General features: G+C 66.8%; 17 protein-coding genes. 6 read left to right on the forward strand and 11 right to left on the reverse strand.

Going from position 1 to position 19,089, the window contains the following annotated elements:
- The first annotated feature begins 64 nt into the window (after nucleotides 1–64).
- Nucleotides 65–256, forward strand: a complete 192-nt coding sequence (locus HGK58_RS09780; RefSeq protein ID WP_168627392.1) for a hypothetical protein — start codon at nucleotides 65–67, stop codon at nucleotides 254–256.
- A 50-nt stretch (nucleotides 257–306) separates the two neighbouring features.
- Nucleotides 307–3,195 carry a helix-turn-helix transcriptional regulator gene (locus HGK58_RS09785; protein ID WP_168627393.1) on the forward strand — a complete coding sequence of 963 codons (2,889 nt, stop codon included), beginning with the start codon at nucleotides 307–309 and terminating at the stop codon, nucleotides 3,193–3,195.
- Between the two features lies 1 nt (nucleotide 3,196).
- Here the strand turns inward: HGK58_RS09785 and acnA are convergent, their stop codons facing one another.
- Genes acnA through dut form a run of 4 tightly spaced genes read right to left on the reverse strand, consistent with a single transcriptional unit; the run spans nucleotide 3,197 to nucleotide 7,943 of the window.
- Complete coding sequence (gene acnA / locus HGK58_RS09790) at nucleotides 3,197–6,004, reverse strand: aconitate hydratase AcnA (RefSeq protein ID WP_168627394.1); 2,808 nt, start codon at nucleotides 6,002–6,004, stop codon at nucleotides 3,197–3,199.
- 60 nt (nucleotides 6,005–6,064) lie between these two features.
- Nucleotides 6,065–6,796: a DUF3159 domain-containing protein gene (locus tag HGK58_RS09795; RefSeq protein WP_168627395.1), complete on the reverse strand. Its 732-nt coding sequence runs from the start codon at nucleotides 6,794–6,796 to the stop codon at nucleotides 6,065–6,067.
- The gene (locus HGK58_RS09800) at nucleotides 6,793–7,419 is read right to left on the reverse strand and encodes a DUF3710 domain-containing protein (protein ID WP_210422889.1); all 627 of its coding nucleotides are present in this window, start codon (nucleotides 7,417–7,419) and stop codon (nucleotides 6,793–6,795) included. Before HGK58_RS09800 ends, HGK58_RS09795 begins: the two co-directional genes overlap by 4 nt.
- 53 nt (nucleotides 7,420–7,472) lie before the next feature.
- Nucleotides 7,473–7,943 carry a dUTP diphosphatase gene (gene dut, locus HGK58_RS09805; RefSeq protein WP_168627397.1) on the reverse strand — a complete coding sequence of 157 codons (471 nt, stop codon included), beginning with the start codon at nucleotides 7,941–7,943 and terminating at the stop codon, nucleotides 7,473–7,475.
- Nucleotides 7,944–8,008: 65 nt separating this feature from the next.
- On the opposite strand from dut, the gene HGK58_RS09810 reads away from it, so the two are divergent.
- Complete coding sequence (locus HGK58_RS09810; RefSeq protein WP_168627398.1) at nucleotides 8,009–8,455, forward strand: DUF3093 domain-containing protein; 447 nt, start codon at nucleotides 8,009–8,011, stop codon at nucleotides 8,453–8,455.
- A gap of 34 nt (nucleotides 8,456–8,489) precedes the next feature.
- On the opposite strand, the gene HGK58_RS09815 is transcribed toward HGK58_RS09810, so the two are convergent.
- A complete protein-coding gene (locus tag HGK58_RS09815) occupies nucleotides 8,490–8,783 on the reverse strand; it encodes a DUF4193 domain-containing protein (RefSeq protein ID WP_168627399.1) in 294 nt (97 codons plus the stop codon).
- Between the two features lie 194 nt (nucleotides 8,784–8,977).
- Here HGK58_RS09815 and sepH point away from each other — a divergent pair, with 194 nt between their 5' ends.
- Nucleotides 8,978–10,012: a septation protein SepH gene (gene sepH, locus HGK58_RS09820; protein ID WP_168627400.1), complete on the forward strand. Its 1,035-nt coding sequence runs from the start codon at nucleotides 8,978–8,980 to the stop codon at nucleotides 10,010–10,012.
- A 5-nt stretch (nucleotides 10,013–10,017) separates the two neighbouring features.
- Here the strand turns inward: sepH and HGK58_RS09825 are convergent, their stop codons facing one another.
- Nucleotides 10,018–11,157 (reverse strand): alkaline phosphatase family protein, encoded by a 1,140-nt coding sequence (locus tag HGK58_RS09825; RefSeq protein WP_168627401.1) that lies wholly within the window; start codon nucleotides 11,155–11,157, stop codon nucleotides 10,018–10,020.
- 12 nt (nucleotides 11,158–11,169) lie between these two features.
- Here HGK58_RS09825 and HGK58_RS09830 point away from each other — a divergent pair, with 12 nt between their 5' ends.
- Nucleotides 11,170–13,638 carry a DNA topoisomerase IV subunit A gene (locus tag HGK58_RS09830; RefSeq protein WP_168627402.1) on the forward strand — a complete coding sequence of 823 codons (2,469 nt, stop codon included), beginning with the start codon at nucleotides 11,170–11,172 and terminating at the stop codon, nucleotides 13,636–13,638.
- Here HGK58_RS09830 and HGK58_RS09835 read toward each other — a convergent pair.
- The 4 genes from HGK58_RS09835 to HGK58_RS09850 are packed head-to-tail and all read right to left on the reverse strand — an operon-like array spanning nucleotide 13,624 to nucleotide 16,373.
- Complete coding sequence (locus HGK58_RS09835; protein ID WP_210422815.1) at nucleotides 13,624–14,733, reverse strand: YihY/virulence factor BrkB family protein; 1,110 nt, start codon at nucleotides 14,731–14,733, stop codon at nucleotides 13,624–13,626. The genes HGK58_RS09830 and HGK58_RS09835 overlap by 15 nt on opposite strands.
- Before the next feature lie 7 nt (nucleotides 14,734–14,740).
- Entirely contained in the window at nucleotides 14,741–15,286 is a 546-nt protein-coding gene (locus tag HGK58_RS09840) for a DUF3618 domain-containing protein (protein ID WP_168627403.1), read from the reverse strand.
- Nucleotides 15,283–15,702 (reverse strand): phage holin family protein, encoded by a 420-nt coding sequence (locus tag HGK58_RS09845; protein ID WP_168627404.1) that lies wholly within the window; start codon nucleotides 15,700–15,702, stop codon nucleotides 15,283–15,285. Before HGK58_RS09845 ends, HGK58_RS09840 begins: the two co-directional genes overlap by 4 nt.
- Nucleotides 15,699–16,373 (reverse strand): hypothetical protein, encoded by a 675-nt coding sequence (locus HGK58_RS09850; protein WP_168627405.1) that lies wholly within the window; start codon nucleotides 16,371–16,373, stop codon nucleotides 15,699–15,701. The genes HGK58_RS09845 and HGK58_RS09850 overlap by 4 nt, the downstream gene beginning before the upstream one ends.
- A 231-nt stretch (nucleotides 16,374–16,604) precedes the next feature.
- Between HGK58_RS09850 and HGK58_RS09855 the strand changes: the two genes are divergently transcribed.
- The gene (locus HGK58_RS09855) at nucleotides 16,605–16,970 is read left to right on the forward strand and encodes a PLD nuclease N-terminal domain-containing protein (protein ID WP_168627406.1); all 366 of its coding nucleotides are present in this window, start codon (nucleotides 16,605–16,607) and stop codon (nucleotides 16,968–16,970) included.
- On the opposite strand, the gene HGK58_RS09860 is transcribed toward HGK58_RS09855, so the two are convergent.
- Nucleotides 16,967–19,048, reverse strand: coding sequence for a DNA topoisomerase IV subunit B (locus HGK58_RS09860; protein WP_168627407.1), 2,082 nt, complete (start codon nucleotides 19,046–19,048; stop codon nucleotides 16,967–16,969). The genes HGK58_RS09855 and HGK58_RS09860 overlap by 4 nt on opposite strands.
- Between the last annotated feature and the right edge of the window lie 41 nt (nucleotides 19,049–19,089).

Genomic DNA, 19,089 nt, shown 5'->3' on the forward strand with positions numbered 1-19,089 from the left:
CGATTCGCGCAAATAGGGATAACTCCCGATGTGCGGGTGCTGCCTCAGAGCGGACTCTTGAGACATGGAAACGATCACCACCCCGCATCCTGTACTCAGCATCCCGGATGAACGTGAAATGGCTCTCGCTGCCGAGTTGGCTCGACTGCGTGCCGCCGGCGACACTCGTGTCATGCCGGCACCCCGCCGGCTTACCACCCGGTTGCGGGCGGCTTTCGCGGTTGCCCCGCACCCGACCCCCGTCCTGGACAGGTGAGCGCTGGCCGGCCCCTCCCGTTTCGCCCGCCACGGTGGGACGATGGAGTGGTGCGCAGCCAGTCTGCCCCGGACATGGTCGGACGCCAATCCGAGCTGGAAGCCCTGCGAGCCGTCTTCGACGAAGCGGCCGCAGGGTCCACCCGCGTCGTGCTTATCAGCGGAGAAGCGGGCATCGGCAAGACCCGACTACTCGAAGAACTCGCCGCCGAGGTCGCCGACGAGTCGGACGTCATCGTCACCCACTGCCTGGACTACGGCGCCGTCGTGGTGCCGTACGCGCCGATCTCCGGATTGCTGCGCGAGCTGGTGGAATCACACGGCCGAGAGGCCGTCGACAAGGCCGCGGGGACCGGGCGTCGGATGCTCTCCGAGTTCATCGACGGAAGCAAGCTCTCCCCCACCCGCGACGACCGGATGGGCGTCGACCGGTTGAACGACGCGATCACGACCGTGCTCGAGAACCTCGCCGCAAGCAAACCGCTCGTCATCGTGATCGAGGACCTGCACTGGGCAGACCCAGCCACCCTGGACTTCCTGCGTTTCGTCGCGCGGGCCGGGGTGCGCAGCGGCCTGTTGTTCGCGCTCAGCTTCCGCAGCGACGAGGTCAAGCGCGGGCACCCGCTTCGCACTTTCCTGGCTGAACTGGAACGCAACCGGCGGGTCGATCGCATCACGCTCCCCCGGCTGACCCGCACGCAGGTGCGCGACCAGGCGCGCTCGATTCTCGGCACCGCCCCGGATGCCGACCGCACCCTCGCACTGTTCGAACGCAGCGAGGGGGTGCCGTTCTTCGTCGAGGAGCTGGTGTGCTTCGACCGGGCCGGGGGTGTGCCGGACACGCTGCGCGAACTGCTTTTGAACCGCTATGACGCCCTGGGTGACAGTGCCCGTGCGCTGATGCGGATCCTGGCAGCCGGTGGCGAACGTGTCGAACACGACCTACTGGCGGCGGTGGTCGACGATCCGGGGACCCTGGACGACGACGCTCGGGAGGCCATCGACGCCGGGCTCATCTCGATCCACGATCGTGATTACGCGTTCCGGCACGCGCTGGTGCGCGACGCGGTCCGCGAGGAGCTGTTGCCGGGCGAGGCGACCCGATTCAACACCCGCTACGCGCAAGCGCTCACCGCCGAAGAGGGGGCGCCGGGTGAACGCGCCGGGCGAGCGACGAGGATCGCGTCGCATTGGATGGAAGCGCACGACGTGCAGCGTGCGTTCGCGGCGTCGATCACGGCCATGGACCTGAGCCTGGACGCGTTCGCGTACGCGAGCGCCGCGCAGCTTGGCGAGCGGGCGCTGGAACTGTGGGACCTCGTCGCGGAACCGGACGCGACAGCCGCGATGTCGCGAGTCGACCTGCTCAGGGAGGTGTCCGGTGCGTGGTACCAGGACGGAGACATGGGCAGGGCCCTCGCCATGGTCGACCTCGCCCTCCGTGAGACCTCGCCCGAGGATCCGACCCGGCACGCCGATGTGCTGAGGCAGAAGGCAGCCATCAGGGACCATTCCGGCGCTACGGACGCACCGCAGCTCTACGAACAGGCTCTGGACGTGCTCGGCGACCGCGACCCGGTGCTGAGGACGTGGATCCTCGCCGAGCTCGCGGCGCAGTACATGCTCATCGGCAACCTCGACGACGGCATCCGCCGCGCGACCGAGGCGCTCGAGAACGCGCCGCGCGAGGCCAGGCGGTTCGCGTCGGTTGCCGCGAATGTGCGGGGCTGCTCGCGCCTGAGTCTCATGGACATCTCCGGTGGGCTCGAGGACCTCGAACTCGCCAAGGAACTGGCCGGCCGGGATCCGGACGCGCTCTTGCGCTACTACGTGAACGCGTCCGATTCGCTCGCCCTGCTCGGCGACTTCCCCCGATCGCTCGAGGTCGCAAGCGAGGGCCTGCGGCTTGCCCGAGCGAACGGGGTGGAGCGCAGCGTCGGCTCGATCCTGGCCGTCAACACGGTCGATCCGCTGTTCGCCCTCGGCCAGTGGGAGCACGCCGACGAACTCATCGACCGCTCTCTAGAACTCGACCCGCCGCTGTCGTTCAAGATCTTCATGCGCGCCGCGAAGCTGCGGTCGCTGCTGTGGCGCGGCCAGGTCGACAAGGCGTGGGAACTGTATGGCAAGTGGCGCCCCGTCATGACCTCGCTGGGCAGCCATCAGGCTCAGGTGCGATTGTGCGTGGCAGCGGTTGCGGGTCACCTTGCCTTCGCGCGTGGCGACCTCGACTCCGCGTGGGAGGCTGTGTCTTCGCTGTTCAGCGAACAGACACCCGCGTCGGGGTGGACACTGCCCCTCGCCGGGATCGCCGCGCGCGTGCTCGCCGCCAAGCGCAGGGCGTTGCTCGCGCGTGGCGCAGAAGCACCGGTGCTGACGGTCGAGGAGGAGCAGCTCCGCGCCTGTCTTGCACGCGACGAGGGCTGGCCGACTCACTCACTCTGGAGCACCGTCGTCGATGCCGAACTGTCGGGATCACTCGCCACCGGTGACGACCCGGATGCCTGGCAGCGGCTGGTCGATCATCCTGACCTTCCGGGCGCAGCCGTGGTCCTCCGGCTCCTCGCACGGCTGGGGTTGGCCAGGGCCTTCCTGGAATCTGGCGATCGCGCTCGCGCTGCCGAGACGCTCGATGCCGTCCTCGCCGACGCGGATGACGTCGGCGCGAAGCTCGTGGTGGCAACAGCGGAGCAGCTGCTGCAGCGTGCGGGCATCCGTGGCGAACGCGCCGTGGTGCCGGGCAACGAACTCACGGCCCGCGAGAGGCAGGTTCTCGAGCTGATCGGTCAGGGCCTCAGCAACGCGCAGATCGCCGGACGGCTCTTCATCAGCCCGAAGACCGTGAGCGTGCACGTCTCGGCGATCCTGCGGAAGCTGGGCGCGGCGAGCCGCACGGAAGCGGCTCACCGCGCCAGCCAAGCGCTCGCGCAGGTGGACTGACTCAGACCAGGCTGCGCAGCACGTACTGCAGGATGCCCCCGTTGCGGTAGTAGTCCGCCTCACCGGGGGTGTCGATGCGCACGACCGCGTCGAACTCGACCGGCTGCTTGCCGGCCGGCGAATGCTCGCTGGGCTCCGCAGTGACCCGCACGGTCTTCGGGGTGGTGCCAGCGTTGAGCTGCTCGATGCCTGAGATGCTCACGAACTCGGTGCCGTCGAGGCCGAGGCTCTCTGCGGTCTCACCCGCGGGGAACTGCAGCGGGATGACGCCCATGCCGATCAGGTTCGAACGGTGGATGCGCTCGAAGCTCTCAGCGATCACCGCGCGGACGCCGAGGAGAGACGTGCCCTTGGCCGCCCAGTCGCGGCTCGATCCGGATCCGTACTCCTTGCCGGCGAACACGACGAGGGGGATGCCCGCTGCCTGGTAGTTCTCGCTCGCGTCGTAGATGAACGACTGCGGGGCGTCCGGCTGGGTGAAGTCGCGGGTGTACCCGCCCTCAACGCCGTCGAGCAGCTGGTTCTTCAGGCGGATGTTCGCGAACGTGCCGCGGATCATCACCTCGTGGTTGCCGCGACGCGAGCCGTAGGAGTTGAAGTCCTTGCGGTCGACGCCGTGCTCGGTGAGGTAGTGACCGGCCGGGCTGTCCGCCTTGATCGAGCCGGCGGGGCTGATGTGGTCGGTCGTGACAGAGTCGCCGAGCTTGGCCAGCACGCGCGCACCGGCGATGTCGGTCACCGGGCTGGGCTCGAGGGTCATGCCGTCGAAGTACGGGGGCTTCCGCACGTAGGTGGACTTCTCGTCCCACTCGAACACCGAGCCGGCCGGCGTCGGCAGCGAACGCCAGCGCTCGTCGCCGTCGAAGACGCCCGCGTACTCGCGCGTGAACATCTCGCTGTCGATCGATGAGTCGATGGTCTTCTGCACCTCGGCTGCATCCGGCCAGATGTCCCGCAGGAACACGTCGTTGCCGTCGCTGTCCTGGCCGAGCGCGTCGTTCTCGAAGTCGAAGTTCATCGACCCGGCGAGAGCGTATGCGATGACGAGCGGTGGGCTCGCCAGATAGTTCATCTTGACGTCGGGGTTGATGCGGCCCTCGAAGTTGCGGTTGCCGGAGAGCACGGCCGTGACGGCCAGGTCGCTCTCGTTGACGGCGGCCGAGACCTCTTCGATGAGCGGTCCGGAGTTGCCGATGCAGGTGGTGCAGCCGTAGCCGACGAGCGCGAAGCCGAGCTCGTCGAGGTAGCCGTTCAGTCCGGCCTTCTCGTAGTACTCGGTGACCACCTTCGAGCCGGGTGCGAGCGTGGTCTTCACCCACGGCTTGACCTTGAGGCCCTTCATGCTCGCGTTGCGGGCGAGCAGCCCCGCGGCGAGCATCACCGACGGATTCGACGTGTTGGTGCAGGACGTGATGGCCGCGATCGCGACAGCGCCGTGGTCCAGCACGACCGACTCGCCGTCGAGCGAGACCTCGGTCGGCTTGGAAACCGACTTCGGGGCGTGTGCGCGGTGCGTGTGCTGGTGCTGGCTGTACTCGCTCTCCGGGGTGTTGCCGGGCGGGTCGGATGCCGGGAACGACTCCGACACCTCGAGGTCGACCAGGTCGTGCACGACGGTGGTGTAGTTGACGAGGTCGTTCTCGAACTGCTCCTTGGCCTGGCCGAGGATGATGCGGTCCTGCGGGCGCTTCGGGCCGGCGATCGACGGGACCACCGTCGCGAGGTCGAGCTCGAGGTACTCGCTGAACGCGGGCTCGGTGCTCGGGTCGTGCCAGAGCTTCTGCAGCCGGGAGTACTGCTCGATGAGCTCGATCTGCTCGGAGCTGCGGCCGGTGAGACGCAGGTAGTCGAGGGTGACATCGTCGATCGGGAAGATCGCGGCGGTCGAACCGAACTCGGGGCTCATGTTGCCGATGGTCGCCCGGTTGGCGAGCGGGACCTGCGCGACGCCCTCGCCGTAGAACTCGACGAACTTGCCGACCACGCCGTGATGGCGCAGCATCTCGGTGATGGTGAGCACGACATCCGTCGCGGTCACGCCGGTCGGGATCGACCCGGTGAGCTTGAAGCCGACGACCTTGGGGATGAGCATCGAGACCGGCTGGCCGAGCATCGCGGCCTCCGCCTCGATGCCGCCGACGCCCCAGCCGAGCACGCCCAGTCCGTTGACCATGGTGGTGTGCGAGTCGGTGCCGACGCACGTGTCGGGGTAGGCCTGCAGGACGCCATCCACGGTGCGAGTCATCGTGACGCGGGCCAGGTACTCGATGTTCACCTGGTGCACGATGCCGGTGCCGGGCGGGACGACCTTGAAGTCGTCGAATGCGGTCTGGCCCCAGCGGAGGAACTGGTACCGCTCGCCGTTGCGCTCGTACTCGATCTCGACGTTGCGCTCGAAGGCATTCGGCGTGCCGAACAGGTCGGCGATGACCGAGTGGTCGATCACCAGTTCAGCGGGCGCGAGCGGGTTGATCCGCTCCGGGTCGCCGCCGAGGGCCGCCACCGCCTCGCGCATCGTGGCGAGGTCGACGATGCAGGGCACGCCGGTGAAGTCCTGCATGATCACGCGCGCTGGCGTGAACTGGATCTCGGTGTCCGGCTCGGCCGCGGGATCCCAGCCGCCGAGCGCGTCGATCTGGCTGCGGGTGACGTTCTTGCCGTCCTCGGTGCGCAGCAGGTTCTCCAGCAGCACCTTGAGGCTGAACGGGAGGCGCTCATGACCGGCGACCTTGTCGATCCGGAACACCTGGTAATCGGTGCCACCGACCGTGAGTGTGTCTTTGGCTCCGAAACTATCCACTGCCGACATTTGTGGTCTCCCTTGCTGAAGCTGCCAAATTTATCTTGACGTCGAGATAAATACTATCACTTATGCCGTGTCATCCGCTGTGGAACTCGCCGGAGGGCTGTACGCCCACCTCACGAGCATCCAGGTGACCCAGAGCATGCCGGCGTAGAGCGGCACGCCCATGAGCAGCTTGGTCGCGGCAAGCCATTCGGTATTCGAAGAGAAGTAGAGGGGCGCCTGCACGAGCAGTCGTGCAGAGAACAGTCCGACCCACAGCCAGGTGGCGATGTACAGCACGCGGCGCTTGTTCGCATCCTGGCGCCAGTGCGAATCGTTCGCGAGCAGCCCGACAATGACGCCGATGAGCGGCCAGCGCACGGCGATGCTGACCAGCAGGACCAGCACCGACACCACATTAATGATGAGTCCGGGCACGAAGCTGTCCTCGGCGCGCCACGTCAGCAGGGCGAGGACCGCGGAGATGCCGACACCGGCGAGTCCCGCGAAGGCCTGCGTCGCGGGCGTCTTCTGCACGAGTCGAACGATCACGAACACCGCGGACACGGCCACCGGGGCGAGCACCGAGGCGACAAGGTTGCCGGTGAATGTGTAAATGACCAGGAACCCCATGCCGGGCAGGATCGCCTCGATCAGGCCGCGGACGCCGCCGACCGCCTTGAGCAGAGATCCAGCGGTCGGCACTTCGCCGGGCGCGACCTGCCCGATGCCGGCCTTGCGGGCCGCAGCGGCGAACGCCTGCCTGACCGACTCTGTGTCCGATTCGGCTGGCTTCTGCTCGCGCGGTTCTGTCATGTCGCGGTGTGCCCTGCGCTGGTCGGTGGCGTGGTGGTGGTGCCAGGTGCAAGGGTCGTCGCACCCTGCGGGACGTGCAGCGGGATCAGGTCGCGCGGCGGCATCGGGGTGTTGCCGCGCACGACCACGACACTGCGGAAGAGCTCTTCTACCTTCGCGGCGGCCTCCGGGTTGTTGACGCCCTCCCCCGCGATGACACCGCGCAGGAACCAGCGCGGCCCGTCGACGCCGACGAACCGGGCCAGACGTGTGTGCCCGGCCGCGCCCGCGCCGGTGGCGGGGATCTCAGCCAGCAGCTCGGGACCGAACGGGCCCATCGTCAGCTTGGTCGTGCCGCCCTGCTTGGCGATCTGCTCGCCGATCTGCTCCCGGATCTCGTGCCAGAGACCGGTCGAGCGCGGCGCGGCGAACGGCTGCACCTGAAGGGTCGATCCCGCGTAGTCGAGCCCGACCGCGACCACCCGCTTGGAGCCCTCCTCGATCTCGAGCCGCAGCTGCAGGCCCTCCCGCGGCAGGAGCTTGATGCCGCCGAGATCGATGTACGGGCGCACCGCGTTGGCTTCGCTCTCGTCGAGCGGTCCCGCGGTTGCGCGGTCGGCTGGCGCCGACTTGGACTGGTCCAGCTCGTCTGTGAGTTCGTCTTCTGTGCCGGTCTCATCCGGATTGGCGCTGGCGTTCACGACTGTGCTCCCGTTTGTGTCTGCGTCGACTCGGACCGATACCCGGTCGAACCGAACCCCGCGGCCCCGCGGAGGCTTTCGGGGAGCGACTCTACCGGGGTGAATCGCGCCGTGGTCACCGGAGTGATGATCAACTGAGCGATCCGATCGCCGACCGCGACAGAATACGGCACCGACCTGTCGGTATTCAGAAGGGTCACCCGGATCTCGCCCCGGTACCCCGCATCGACCGTTCCGGGGCTGTTGACGATGGTGATGCCGTGCTTGGCTGCGAGCCCGCTGCGCGGCACGACGAAGGCCGCGTAGCCATCCGGCAAAGCGACGGCGAGCCCGGTCCCGACGGTGGCGCGTTCGCCCGGGCCCAACTCGACTGACTCGGCCGCGCACAGGTCGGCCCCGGCGTCGCCATGATGCGCGTAGAGGGGAGCAGCGGCCCCCACATACAGAACCTCGATCGCCTCAGTCACGGCATTCAGGCTAGTGCAGGCCGGCGGTGCACCGTCGCCGCGCGAAAGTCTGGTCGAATGGTGCCATGACGATCTACCGCGAGAAGCTCAACCCCTCCGTCTGGCTGTACGTCATCGCGTTGCTGGTGATTCCCGCGAGCCTGCTCGTCTTCCTGCCCATCAACGTCTGGGTGGGCGTGGCGGTCGCGGTCGTGCTGTACGCCGGATGCGTCGTGCTCCTGCTCCTCGCCAGCCCGGTGCTCGAGGTGACGGACGGCGAGTTCATCGCAGGGCGGGCGCGCCTGCCTATCGCCTTCGTCGGCGTCATCGAGGGCTTCAGAGCATCGGAGGCGACCCTGGAACGTGGCCAGCGGCTGGATGCGCGCGCCTGGCTCGTCATCCGGGGCTGGATCGACCCGGTTCTCAAGGTCGAGGTGACCGACCCGAAGGATCCGGTGCCCTACTGGCTGGTCTCCACCCGGCGACCGGATGAGCTGAAGTCGGCACTGGAGAAAGCGAAAGCCGGCGCATGAAGCGCCGGCTCACCGCCTGGAGTACAGCGAATTCCTAGGCTGCACACTCGATGCAGATCGGTCCGAGCTTGCTCTCGTGGTCGATCTGCGAACGGTGCTTCACCAGGAAGCAGTTCACACACGTGAACTCGTCCGCCTGCGGCGGAAGTACGACGACGTCGAGGTCGACATCGGTCAGGTCGGCTCCGGGAAGCTCGAATCCCCCGGGGTTGTCGGCGTCATCGACGTCTACGACTCCCGACATCTTGTCGGGGACCCGTTCCTTGAGCGCCTCGATCGACTCCGAATCGTCGTCCGTCTTTCGCGGGGCGTCGTAGTCCGTTGCCATGCCCATCCACTTCTGTTGTTGCTGTGATTTAGCCAATCGGCGCGCATAGTTTGCACCATCCGGAAGTCAATAGCAAACCATTGGCAGCACTAACATCCGTCCCCTACCCAACTCGCGGCGCGCCCAGCGTATTCCGGCCGAAATCGCATGGGCCATGGCACGCTTGGGGCATTGGCGAAAGGAACGCATCAGCCATGCAGGACCTGAGAGTGATCGGAGTGGAGAGCGGGGCGCTCCTCGTCGCATCAGACACGGGTGACCGGTTCCGTCTGGCCATCGACGACGTGCTGAAGTCCAAGCTGCGGCAGGCCCAGCCGGCCGCAGGCGAGAGTCGCAAGCTCTCCCCCAAGGAAATCCAGGCGCACATCCGCTCCGGCATGTCGGCCGAGGATGTTGCGGCCATCACCGGCGCGTCGCTCGAGTACATCGAACGGTTCGAGGGACCGGTGCTCGCTGAACGCGAGTACGTCGTGGAGAGCGCCCTCGCGGTGCCCGTGCACACCGCAGCGGACACCGACCCGCTGTCGGATGCCCAGACCTTCGGCTCGGTCATCATGAGCCGCCTGCACGAGCTGGGCGCGTCTGACGAGCGCTGGGCGAGCTGGAAGGAGGCTGCGGGCGGCTGGGTCATCAAGCTGTCGTTCACGGCCGACCAGATCGACCACGACGCCCGCTGGAGTTTCGACCCGCGCAAGTCCGCGCTCGCGCCGCTCAACAACGAGGCGATCACTCTCTCGCAGCAGGGTCGCCTGACCGGCAGCCTGATTCCGCGACTGCGTGCCGTCGACGTGCAGGAGCGCGTCCCGGATGCGACACGCTTCGACAGCGGCGCGTTCGACGACAGCGACCTGTTCCATGCCGACACCCTGCCGCAGCCCTCGCTTCGCCCGGTCACCGGCCCTGGCGCGGTCAACCCTGCGGCGATCAACCGGGACGAGAGCGAGACCTCCAGGCCGTCGAGCCAGACCGCTGATCTGCTCGAGGCCCTGCGCCGTCGTCGCGGCGAACGTGAGGCGGCGAGCTACGACGATCTCGAGGACGCCATGGCGGACCACCCGTCGACCGGGAGCATCCGTCTCATCGACGTTCCGCTACCCGACCCTGACCCAGAGGAGGAGCCGGTTGCATCCGCGCCCACCCCTCATAAGTCGGGCAAGAAGGGCCGCGCCACCATGCCGAGCTGGGACGAGATCGTCTTCGGTGCGCGCTCGGACGACGACCCGGCCTGACCGGTTCAGCGAGCGAACGCACCGAAACGCAGCAGCGGCACGGTCGTCTCTTCCGGAGAACGTGACCCGTGCTGCCCCACCATGGCAAGCGCCGTCTCGGATGCGGTCCGGCTGTCGTAGTAGACGATCGCCTTGCGCGCGGCCACCACGATGTCGCCGACGCGCGGAAGCACCTCGTCGGCAACGTCAGCACCGAACCAGCCCTGCGCGACGATCTCGTCACGCGTGAGCACCCAGGACCGGTCACCCTCCGCTGATCTCCACCGCTCGAGCACCCGCTGCCGCTGATCGGGCGACGCGTCCGGTTCGAAGTAGAGCTGCAAGCCACGGGGCTCCCCCGCGACATGGCGGATGCCGTCCACCAGTCCCGGGACGCTGTCGAACAGCACGTGCGCGTGCTGCGGCACGTCGATGACGCCGTGATCGGCTGTGACGAGCATCCCCTCGCGTTGCCCAAGGCTTGACAGGAACTCGTTCGCGGCGGCATCCGTCGCCTCCAACGCGCGAAGCCACCGCTCGGACTGCCAGCCGTCGCGGTGCGCCGCCTGGTCGAGTTCGGAGATATAGAGGTAGACGACCGCGGTGTCATTCTGGTCAAGCACTCGCCGCGCCTCGGTGAAGCGGTCCGCGATGCTCACACCGCTCAGGTACTCTGCCCCGCGCAGCACGGCCTGGCTGAAACCGGACCCGCGGAACCGCTCGCTGCCGATGGTGAACGACGGGACACCGTTCGCCGCGGCCTCCTCGAACAGCGTCCCGGAGCGCTGCCAGGTGAGCGGGTCGAGCCGGTCGTCCCACCCGGTCAGCAGCTTCACGACCCGGTCGTGCTCCGCGTCGAGCACCTCGTAGCCGACCATGCCGTGCACACCCGGCTGCTCACCTGTGGTGAGCGATGCCAGCGCCGCCACTGTTGTGGTGGGGAACACCGTCTGGATCGTCGAGGATCTGGTCAGCGCGCTCGCGAGCGTCCGCGCGTGCCCGGCGCGAGCCCGCAGGTTGACAGCACCGAGGCCATCGACGATGACGACGACGGCGCGATCCACCGTCGGCAGCCCGAGCGCGTTGGAGCGTCCGGCAACCGAATCAAACGAACTTCGCAGAACGTCGGCAAGGCTCGGCCGCACGGTTTGAGTGGCCGCTAGCATGGTCGCAATCCTATGACTACCCCCGCCACTCCCCATTCAGACGGCCAGCTCGAACGCATCGACGAGATCGACCTCTCCACCGAGATGGAAGGCTCGTTCCTCGAGTACGCCTACTCGGTGATCTACTCCAGAGCGCTCCCGGATGCGCGCGACGGGCTCAAGCCGGTTCAGCGACGCATTCTGTTCCAGATGAGCGAAATGGGCCTCCGCCCCGATCGCGGTCACGTCAAGTCCGCGCGCGTGGTCGGCGAGGTGATGGGCAAGCTGCACCCGCACGGTGACGCGTCCATCTACGACGCCATGGTGCGCCTGAACCAGCCGTTCATCCTGCGTGTTCCGCTCGTCGACGGGCATGGCAACTTCGGCTCGCTCGACGACGGTCCGGCCGCCCCGCGCTACACCGAAGCCAGGCTCGCGGCCCCGGCGATGGCGATGACCGCCGACCTGGACGAAGAGGTCGTCGACTTCGTCCCCAATTACGACAACCAGCTGCTCCAGCCGGAGGTGCTCCCGGCGGCGTTCCCGAACCTGCTCGTCAACGGCGCCAGCGGCATCGCGGTCGGCATGGCGACGAACATGGCGCCGCACAACCTGATCGAGGTCGTCGGCGCGGCTCGCCACCTGCTGCAGCATCCGGATGCGTCCCTCGACGACCTGATGTCGTTCGTACCGGGCCCTGACCTGCCGACCGGCGGCACGATCGTCGGTCTCGCCGGCATCCGGGACGCCTACGAAACCGGACGAGGGAGCTTCAAGACCCGTGCGCGCGTGTCGATCGAGCCGCTGACCGCGCGCAAGACCGGACTCGTGGTGACCGAACTGCCCTACATGGTGGGGCCCGAGAAGGTCATCGAGAAGATCAAGGACGGCGTCAACTCCAAGAAGCTCTCGGGCATCTCCGATGTCACCGACCTCACCGACCGCAAGCACGGCCTGCGGCTGGTGATCGGCATCAAGACCGGGTTCAACCCGACCGCGGTGCTCGAGCAGCTGTACAAGGTCACACCACTGGAAGAGCAGTTCAGCATCAACAACGTCGCGCTGGTCGACGGTGGGCCCAGGACCCTCGGCCTTCGCGAGCTGCTGCAGGTGTACCTCGACCACCGGATCTCGGTCACCACCAGGCGGAGCCGGTTCCGTCTGGCCAGGAAGCAGGAGCGGCTGCACCTCGTCGAGGGCCTGCTCATCGCGATCCTCGACATCGACGAAGTCATCCAGGTCATCCGCACCAGCGACGACAGCGACCAGGCCAGGACGCGACTGAAGGATGTCTTCGACCTCAGTGACGTTCAAGCCGAGTACATCCTCGAGCTGCGCCTGCGCAGGCTCACCAAGTTCTCCCGCATCGAGCTTGAGGCCGAACGCGACAAGCTGCAGCAGGAGATCGCGGAGCTCGAGCTTCTCCTGTCCGAGCCCGCCCGCATCCGCGCACTTGTCGGTGACGAGCTCGAGGCCGTCGCGGAGCTCTACGGCACGCCCCGGCGGACCCTCCTGACCGAAGCGCGGCCCTCCGTGGCCACGACGAAGTCAGCGCGTGGTGCCGCGCCGGTGCTGGAGATCGCGGATGCGCCCTGCCGCGTTCTGCTCTCCACGACCGGTCGGGTCATCCGGGTCGATCTCGGTGACACCGGCGACCTGCCGGGCAAGCCCGCCCGCCGCAGCAAGCACGACGCCATCCGCTCGATCGTGACCACGACCACTCGCACCGAGATCGGCGCCGTCACCAACCTCGGCAGGCTCGTGCGGCTCTCCCCTATGGACCTCCCGGTCGTGCCGGAGAACTCGGTGCAGCTCGCGGCGGGAGCGAAGATCGCCGAGTATCTTGCGCTCGACTCGAAGAAGGAGCGGGTGCTCGCGCTCGTCTCGCTCACCTCGGACGCACCCATTGCGCTCGGCACGGCGCAAGGTATCGTGAAACGGGTATCGCCCGGGGAGTGGCCGAGCAAGCCTGACTTCGAGCTGATCTCGTTGAAGGCCGGCGACGAAGTCGTCGGCGCCGCTCAGGGCAGCAACGCGGAGGAGTTCGTCTTCGCAACCTCCGACGCGCAACTGCTGCGCTTCTCCGCCTCAGCCATTCGACCGCAGGGCCGCAGCGCGGGCGGGATGGCCGGCATCAAGCTGGGCTCTGGCGCGCGGGTGATCCTGTTCACCTCGGTCGACCCGGCCGTGACGAACGTGGTCGCTACCGTGTCGACCAGCCTGTCGACGATCGCCGGAACCGATCCCGGACGCGCGAAGGTCTCCCTGCTGTCTGAGTTCCCCGCGAAGGGACGCGCAACCGGTGGTGTCCGGGCGCATGCGTTCCTGAAGGGCGAGGACATGCTCGCACTCGCGTGGGCAGGACCGGAGCCGGTGCTCGCGGTCGGAACGGATGGCGCGGTGCGCACGCTGCCGGATACCGGGGCCAAGCGCGACGCATCCGGAGCCGCCCTGGATGCGGTGATCGGCTCGATCGGGACGAGCGCCTCAGCGCTCGCCTGAGTTCCGCTCCCGCTCGGCGGCGTCCAGCCGGAGCGCACGGCCGCGCTCTAGGTCCTCTTCTTCCTTCTTCGCAGCCTTGTCGCTCTTCTTCGTATCACGCGGTGGCAGCTGAATCGTTTCCTCCGCCTCGATACCGGCCTGCAACTGACGGCCACGCTCGAGTTCCGCGTCGAACTCGGCGCCGAACAGCAGTGCGAGGTTCACGATCCACAGCAGCAGCAGGAAGATGATGACGCCCGCGAGTGAGCCGTAGGTGCGGTCGTAGTTGGAGAAGTTCGCAACGTAGATGCCAAAAACGATGCCAGCAATGACGATGAGCAGCAGCGCGATGAACGCTCCGATGCTCATCCAGCGGAATTTGGGCTGCTTCGCATTCGGCGTCGCGTAGTAGAGAATCGCGATCATCGCGATGAGGATGATCGCGATCACCGGCCATTTCGCGATCTCCCAGACGATGCGAACTGTAGTGCCGAGGCCGAGCGCCTCGCCTACTGCGTCGGTGACCGGACCGGAGATGACGAGGAGCAAAGTCATGATGAGGATCATGACGATGCCGATCAGCGTCACCAGGAGCTGGGCCGGCTTGAGCTTGAAGAACGTGCGCCCTTCCTCGATTTCATAGATTCGGTTCATTGCGCGTGTGAACGCGCCCACGTAGCCGGACGCCGACCAGATGGCCAGCACGATTCCGAGGACCAGCGCGAGCCCGGCGCCGGGGGCGGAGCTCAGTTCTTGAAGCGGCCCCTCTAGGCCGGCCGCAGCATCCGGTGCGACCTGCTCGACGGTCCCGAGTATTGCGCGCGTAGCCGCTTCGCCCTGGCCGAAGATCCCGAGCAGTGAGAAGAGCGCGAGCAGGGCTGGAAAGAGGGCAAGCACCGAGTAGTAGACAAGCGCCGCTGCGATGTCGATGCACTGGTCGCTGCTGAACTCGCGAACCGTCTTGCGAAACACGTACTTCCACGACGGTTTCTCGATGTCGGTCGGCGAGTCCGGCTTTGCTTCGTGCTCCGGATGCGGCGCGTCGGTCTTGGCTCGTGCGTCTTGCTCCCTGACCACCTGATCCCTCCCCTGCTCGCGATCTCCTTGCTCGGCCATTCAGGAACTACTGGTTGCGCATGTCCTGCGCAGCCGTGCCGGCCTCGTCCTTCACGTGGGCTCCTTCGGCCTTGGCCTCGGACTTGACGGTGTCAACGCCCTCCTGGGCACGACCCTTCACAGCGTCGACGGACTGCTTGGCGGGTTCCTTGAGGTGCTCGCCCATCTCCTTTGCGACATCTGTCGCCTGATCGACCAGTGGCTGAGCCTCCTCCTTCACCTTGGTTGCCATCCTCTTCTCCTGCTCGCTCGCAGGAATAAGCGAGGCGACGAGCCAACCCAGGCTGAACACCGCAAGACCGACAGCGAGGGGGTTGCCCTTGGCTTTGTCGACCGCTGTGTGGCCAGCCTCGGAGATGTTCGTGGCGACGTCGTCGCCAGCGCCCATCACCCGGTCGCGTGCGGAGCGCATCGCGCCGCGCATGCGGCTGGTCTGGCGTTGCACCATCTTCGAGGGTGTCACCTTGTCGGCGAGAGCGTCGACGTTTTCGCCGAGTTCTTCACGGGTGCGTTCGATATCCGACCGGATGCGGTCGGGATCGGTGTTGCTCATTGGTTCTCCTCATTTCGCTTCAATGCGTCTGGAATCTTCTTGACTGAATCGACGGTGCGGGGCATCCCGCGGACCGACTGCAACTGCTTGCGGCCCACCATGTACAGGATCAGCGCGATGATCGCCCACAAGACTGCGACGACCACTGCCGACCATCCCCTGCCCATGAGGTAGCCGAGCGCCCACCAGAGTGCTAATGACAGGAAGAACACGGCCATCAGGGCGCCGTACACAGCGCCGCCCATCATCCCGGCTCCTCGGCCGCCCCGTTTGGCGGTTTCTGTCAGTTCAGCCTTCGCGAGTTCCAGCTCCTGACGCATCAGGGTCGAGAAGTCGCGAGTGACTTCGCTGATCAACTCTCCGAGTGACGCGCTGGAGGCTTTTTCCTCCGACGGGGTGGGAACTTCGTCGCTCATGGTCGAACTCCTCCGGGGGCGCCGGGGTTGGTGTCGGACGTGTAGCCGGTGCCGGTTCCCGTCGTCGTGCCGGGCATCGTGGTCCCGGGCGTTCCGGTGTAGGCCGTGCCGAGCGCGTCATCCGGAACCGGGGTGGTGCTCTGGGTTCGGCGAACGCCGGGCTGGCGCTGGTCGTCCGAGTCGCCGCCGCTGACGATCCCGCGAGTCAGCCTGCCGACCGCGAGGCCTGCCAGTGCTGCGATGCCGATGAAGACACCGGGGCGCCGCCTGGCGAACGAGCGGACCTCGTCGATGATGTCACCGGGTTCCCGCTGCTCGAGCCATCCTGCGATGTCGCCAGCCTTGGACGCGGTGGTCGAGACCAGCTGCGATGCCATGCCCTGGTCCTCCGACCGGTCGGCCATGCTCCGCAGTTCGTCGCTCATAGTGCGCAGACTCGAGGCTGCGCGGCTCTGTTGACTGCTCGCCTGATCGCGAAGCTCTATCTTGGCTTCGTCATACATTTCGCGCGCCTGGTTCTTGGCTTCGCGGGCGACGCCCTTCGCTTCGTCGGTGGCGGTGCCGGCAACGCGCTTGGTGGACTCGGATGCTTCGTGTCCCACCTTGCTCGCCTGCTCCTTTGCGCCGCCGCCCTCCGTGGTTGATGGAGTCGTCGGGTAATCAGTGGACATGATGATCCTCTCGGGGAAGGACCGCTCCCGGGGTTCGGGGCGACCGGGTTCCTGATCTTGGGTCCACTATTGAACGGCGTTTGGATGTTCCGCTCCCAGAGTCGACAAACGTCCAGCACCATTTCAGGGCAGATGCAGACCGGCGTCAGCCAAGGCTCAGGCTGGGGGCGGATGCGACGAGATGCTGATCATGCTCCACCTTTCGGCGCCCAACTGAATACACTTCGACTCATGCACATCGTCATCTCTGTCGTCATCTTCTGCCTGGTGCTCGCGGCACTCATCGACATCGTGATCAGGGATGAATCGCAGATCCGCCACCTTCCCAAGCTGGTGTGGATCGTCCTGGTGATCCTCTTGCCGCTGATCGGCTCCATCATCTGGTTCACGGTTGGTCGCGAGTACCGAACCGTTGAGGATCGCGGCAGCTTCGGTGATCCACGACGCTGGGAGAGCGCGGAGCCTGCGGCCGCACCGGTTCGAGCCAAGTCGACCGAGGAGCAGCTGGCCGAGCTCGAACTGGAGATCGCCGAGTACAAGGAGCAGGAGCGCATCCGCCGCCTGAAGGCGGAACTGGACGAGCGGCGCAATAACTAGACGTCGATGCGGTCGCGGCTCAGCGCCGCCGAGCCGGCCACGATGAACTCCTTGCGCGGCGCAACCTCGTTGCCCATGAGCAGCTCGAACACCTTCTCGGCTCGCTCGGCATCCTCGATGCGAACGCGGCGCAGCGTGCGGTGACGCCGGTCCATGGTCGTCGTCGCGAGCTGCTCGGCATCCATCTCACCGAGACCCTTGTACCGCTGGATCGGGTCCTGGTACTTCCTGCCGCTCTTCTTCAGCGCCGCGAGCACCCCGGCAAGCTCCTGCTCGGAGTAGGTGTAGATGGTCTCGTTCGGCTTGCTCCCGTGGTTCACCGCGATCACCCGGTGCAGCGGCGGCACCGCCGCGTAAACCCGCCCATCCTTGATCATGTCCGGCATGTAGCGGAAGAACAGGGTGAGCAGCAGCGTCCGGATGTGCGCGCCATCGACATCCGCGTCGCTCATGATGATTACCTTGCCGTAGCGCGCGGACGACAGGTCGAAGCTGCGACCAGAGCCGGCGCCGATGACCTGGATGATCGATGCGCACTCGGCGTTGCCAAGCATGTCGGACACCGATGCCTTCTGCACGTTCAGGATCTTGCCCCGGATGGGCAGCAGCGCCTGGTACTCGCTGTCGCGGGCCAGCTTGGCCGTTCCGAGCGCGGAGTCACCCTCGACGATGAACAGTTCACTGTTCGCCACGTCGTTGCTGCGGCAATCGACGAGCTTGGCCGGCAGCGACGAGTTCTCGAGCGCGTTCTTGCGACGCTGGGTCTCCTTGTGGGCGCGAGCCGAGACGCGCGCCTTCATCTCTGCGACGATCTTTTCGAGCACGAGCGTCGTCTGAGTCTTGTCGTCGCGCTTCGTCGACGAGAACTTGGCCGCCAGTTCCTTGACCATCACGCTGGAGACGATGTTGCGCACCGCCGGTGTGCCGAGGACTTCCTTCGTCTGGCCTTCGAACTGCGGCTCCGGGAGCCGCACCGTGAGCACCGCGGTGAGCCCGGCGAGGATGTCGTCCTTCTCAAGCTTGTCGTTGCCCACCTTCAGCCGGCGGGCGTTCTGGTCCACCTGAGCGCGCAGGAACTTCATCAGCCCCTGCTCGAACCCGGCGAGGTGCGTTCCGCCCTTCGGCGTCGCGATGATGTTGACGTAGCTGCGCACCTCGGTCTCGTAGCCGGTGCCCCAGCGCAGCGCGACGTCGACGTCGCACTCACGCTCGAGTTCGGTCGGCACCATGTGCCCCTTGTCGTCGAGCACCGGAACCGTCTCGGTGAACGTGCCCTTGCCCGTGAGCTGCCAGGTCGCGGTGAGCGGAGCGTCCTTGGCGAGGAAGTCGACGTACTCCGAGATCCCACCGTCGAACCGGAACGTCTCGCGCACCGGCTCGTCGCCGCGCTCATCCACGATGTCGAGGGACAGCCCGCCGACGAGGAAGGCCGTCTGCCGCGCGCGCTCCAGCAGGCTGTCGAGCTGAAAGGTCGCGCCCTTTGTGAAGATCTGCGGATCCGCCCAGTAGCGCACGCGGGTGCCGGTGACGCCCTTCGCCACCTTGCCGATCACCCGCAGTTCGCTGCCAGAGACGAACGGCGTGAACGGCGCATCCGGTGATGGCTGGCCGTTGTCGGAGAAGGTGCCTGGCTCGCCCCGGTGGAAGGACATCGCCCAGGTCTTGCCATCCCGGTCGACCTCGACGTCCAGGCGCGCCGAGAGCGCGTTGACGACGGAGGCGCCGACACCGTGGAGTCCGCCAGAGGAGCGGTAGGACTGGCTGCCGAACTTGCCACCGGCGTGCAGTTTGGTGAAGACGACCTCGACGCCGGAGAGCCCGGTCTTGGGCTCGACGTCGACGGGCACGCCTCGGGCGCGGTCGCGGACCTCGACGCTGCCGTCCTTGTGGAGCACGATCCGGATGTCGTCACCGTGACCGCCGAGCGCCTCATCGACCGAGTTGTCGATGATCTCCCACAGGCAGTGCATGAGCCCGCGCGAGTCGGTGGATCCGATGTACATGCCGGGACGCTTGCGAACGGCTTCGAGACCCTCCAACACCGACAGGTGCCGTGCGGAGTAGTCCGATGATGCCATTTCGTGCCTCCAAAGCTGCGGCCTCAAGCTGTTTCTGGCCG

It is taken from the genome of Cryobacterium sp. BB307, from assembly GCF_012274275.1.
Classification (GTDB): domain Bacteria; phylum Actinomycetota; class Actinomycetes; order Actinomycetales; family Microbacteriaceae; genus Terrimesophilobacter.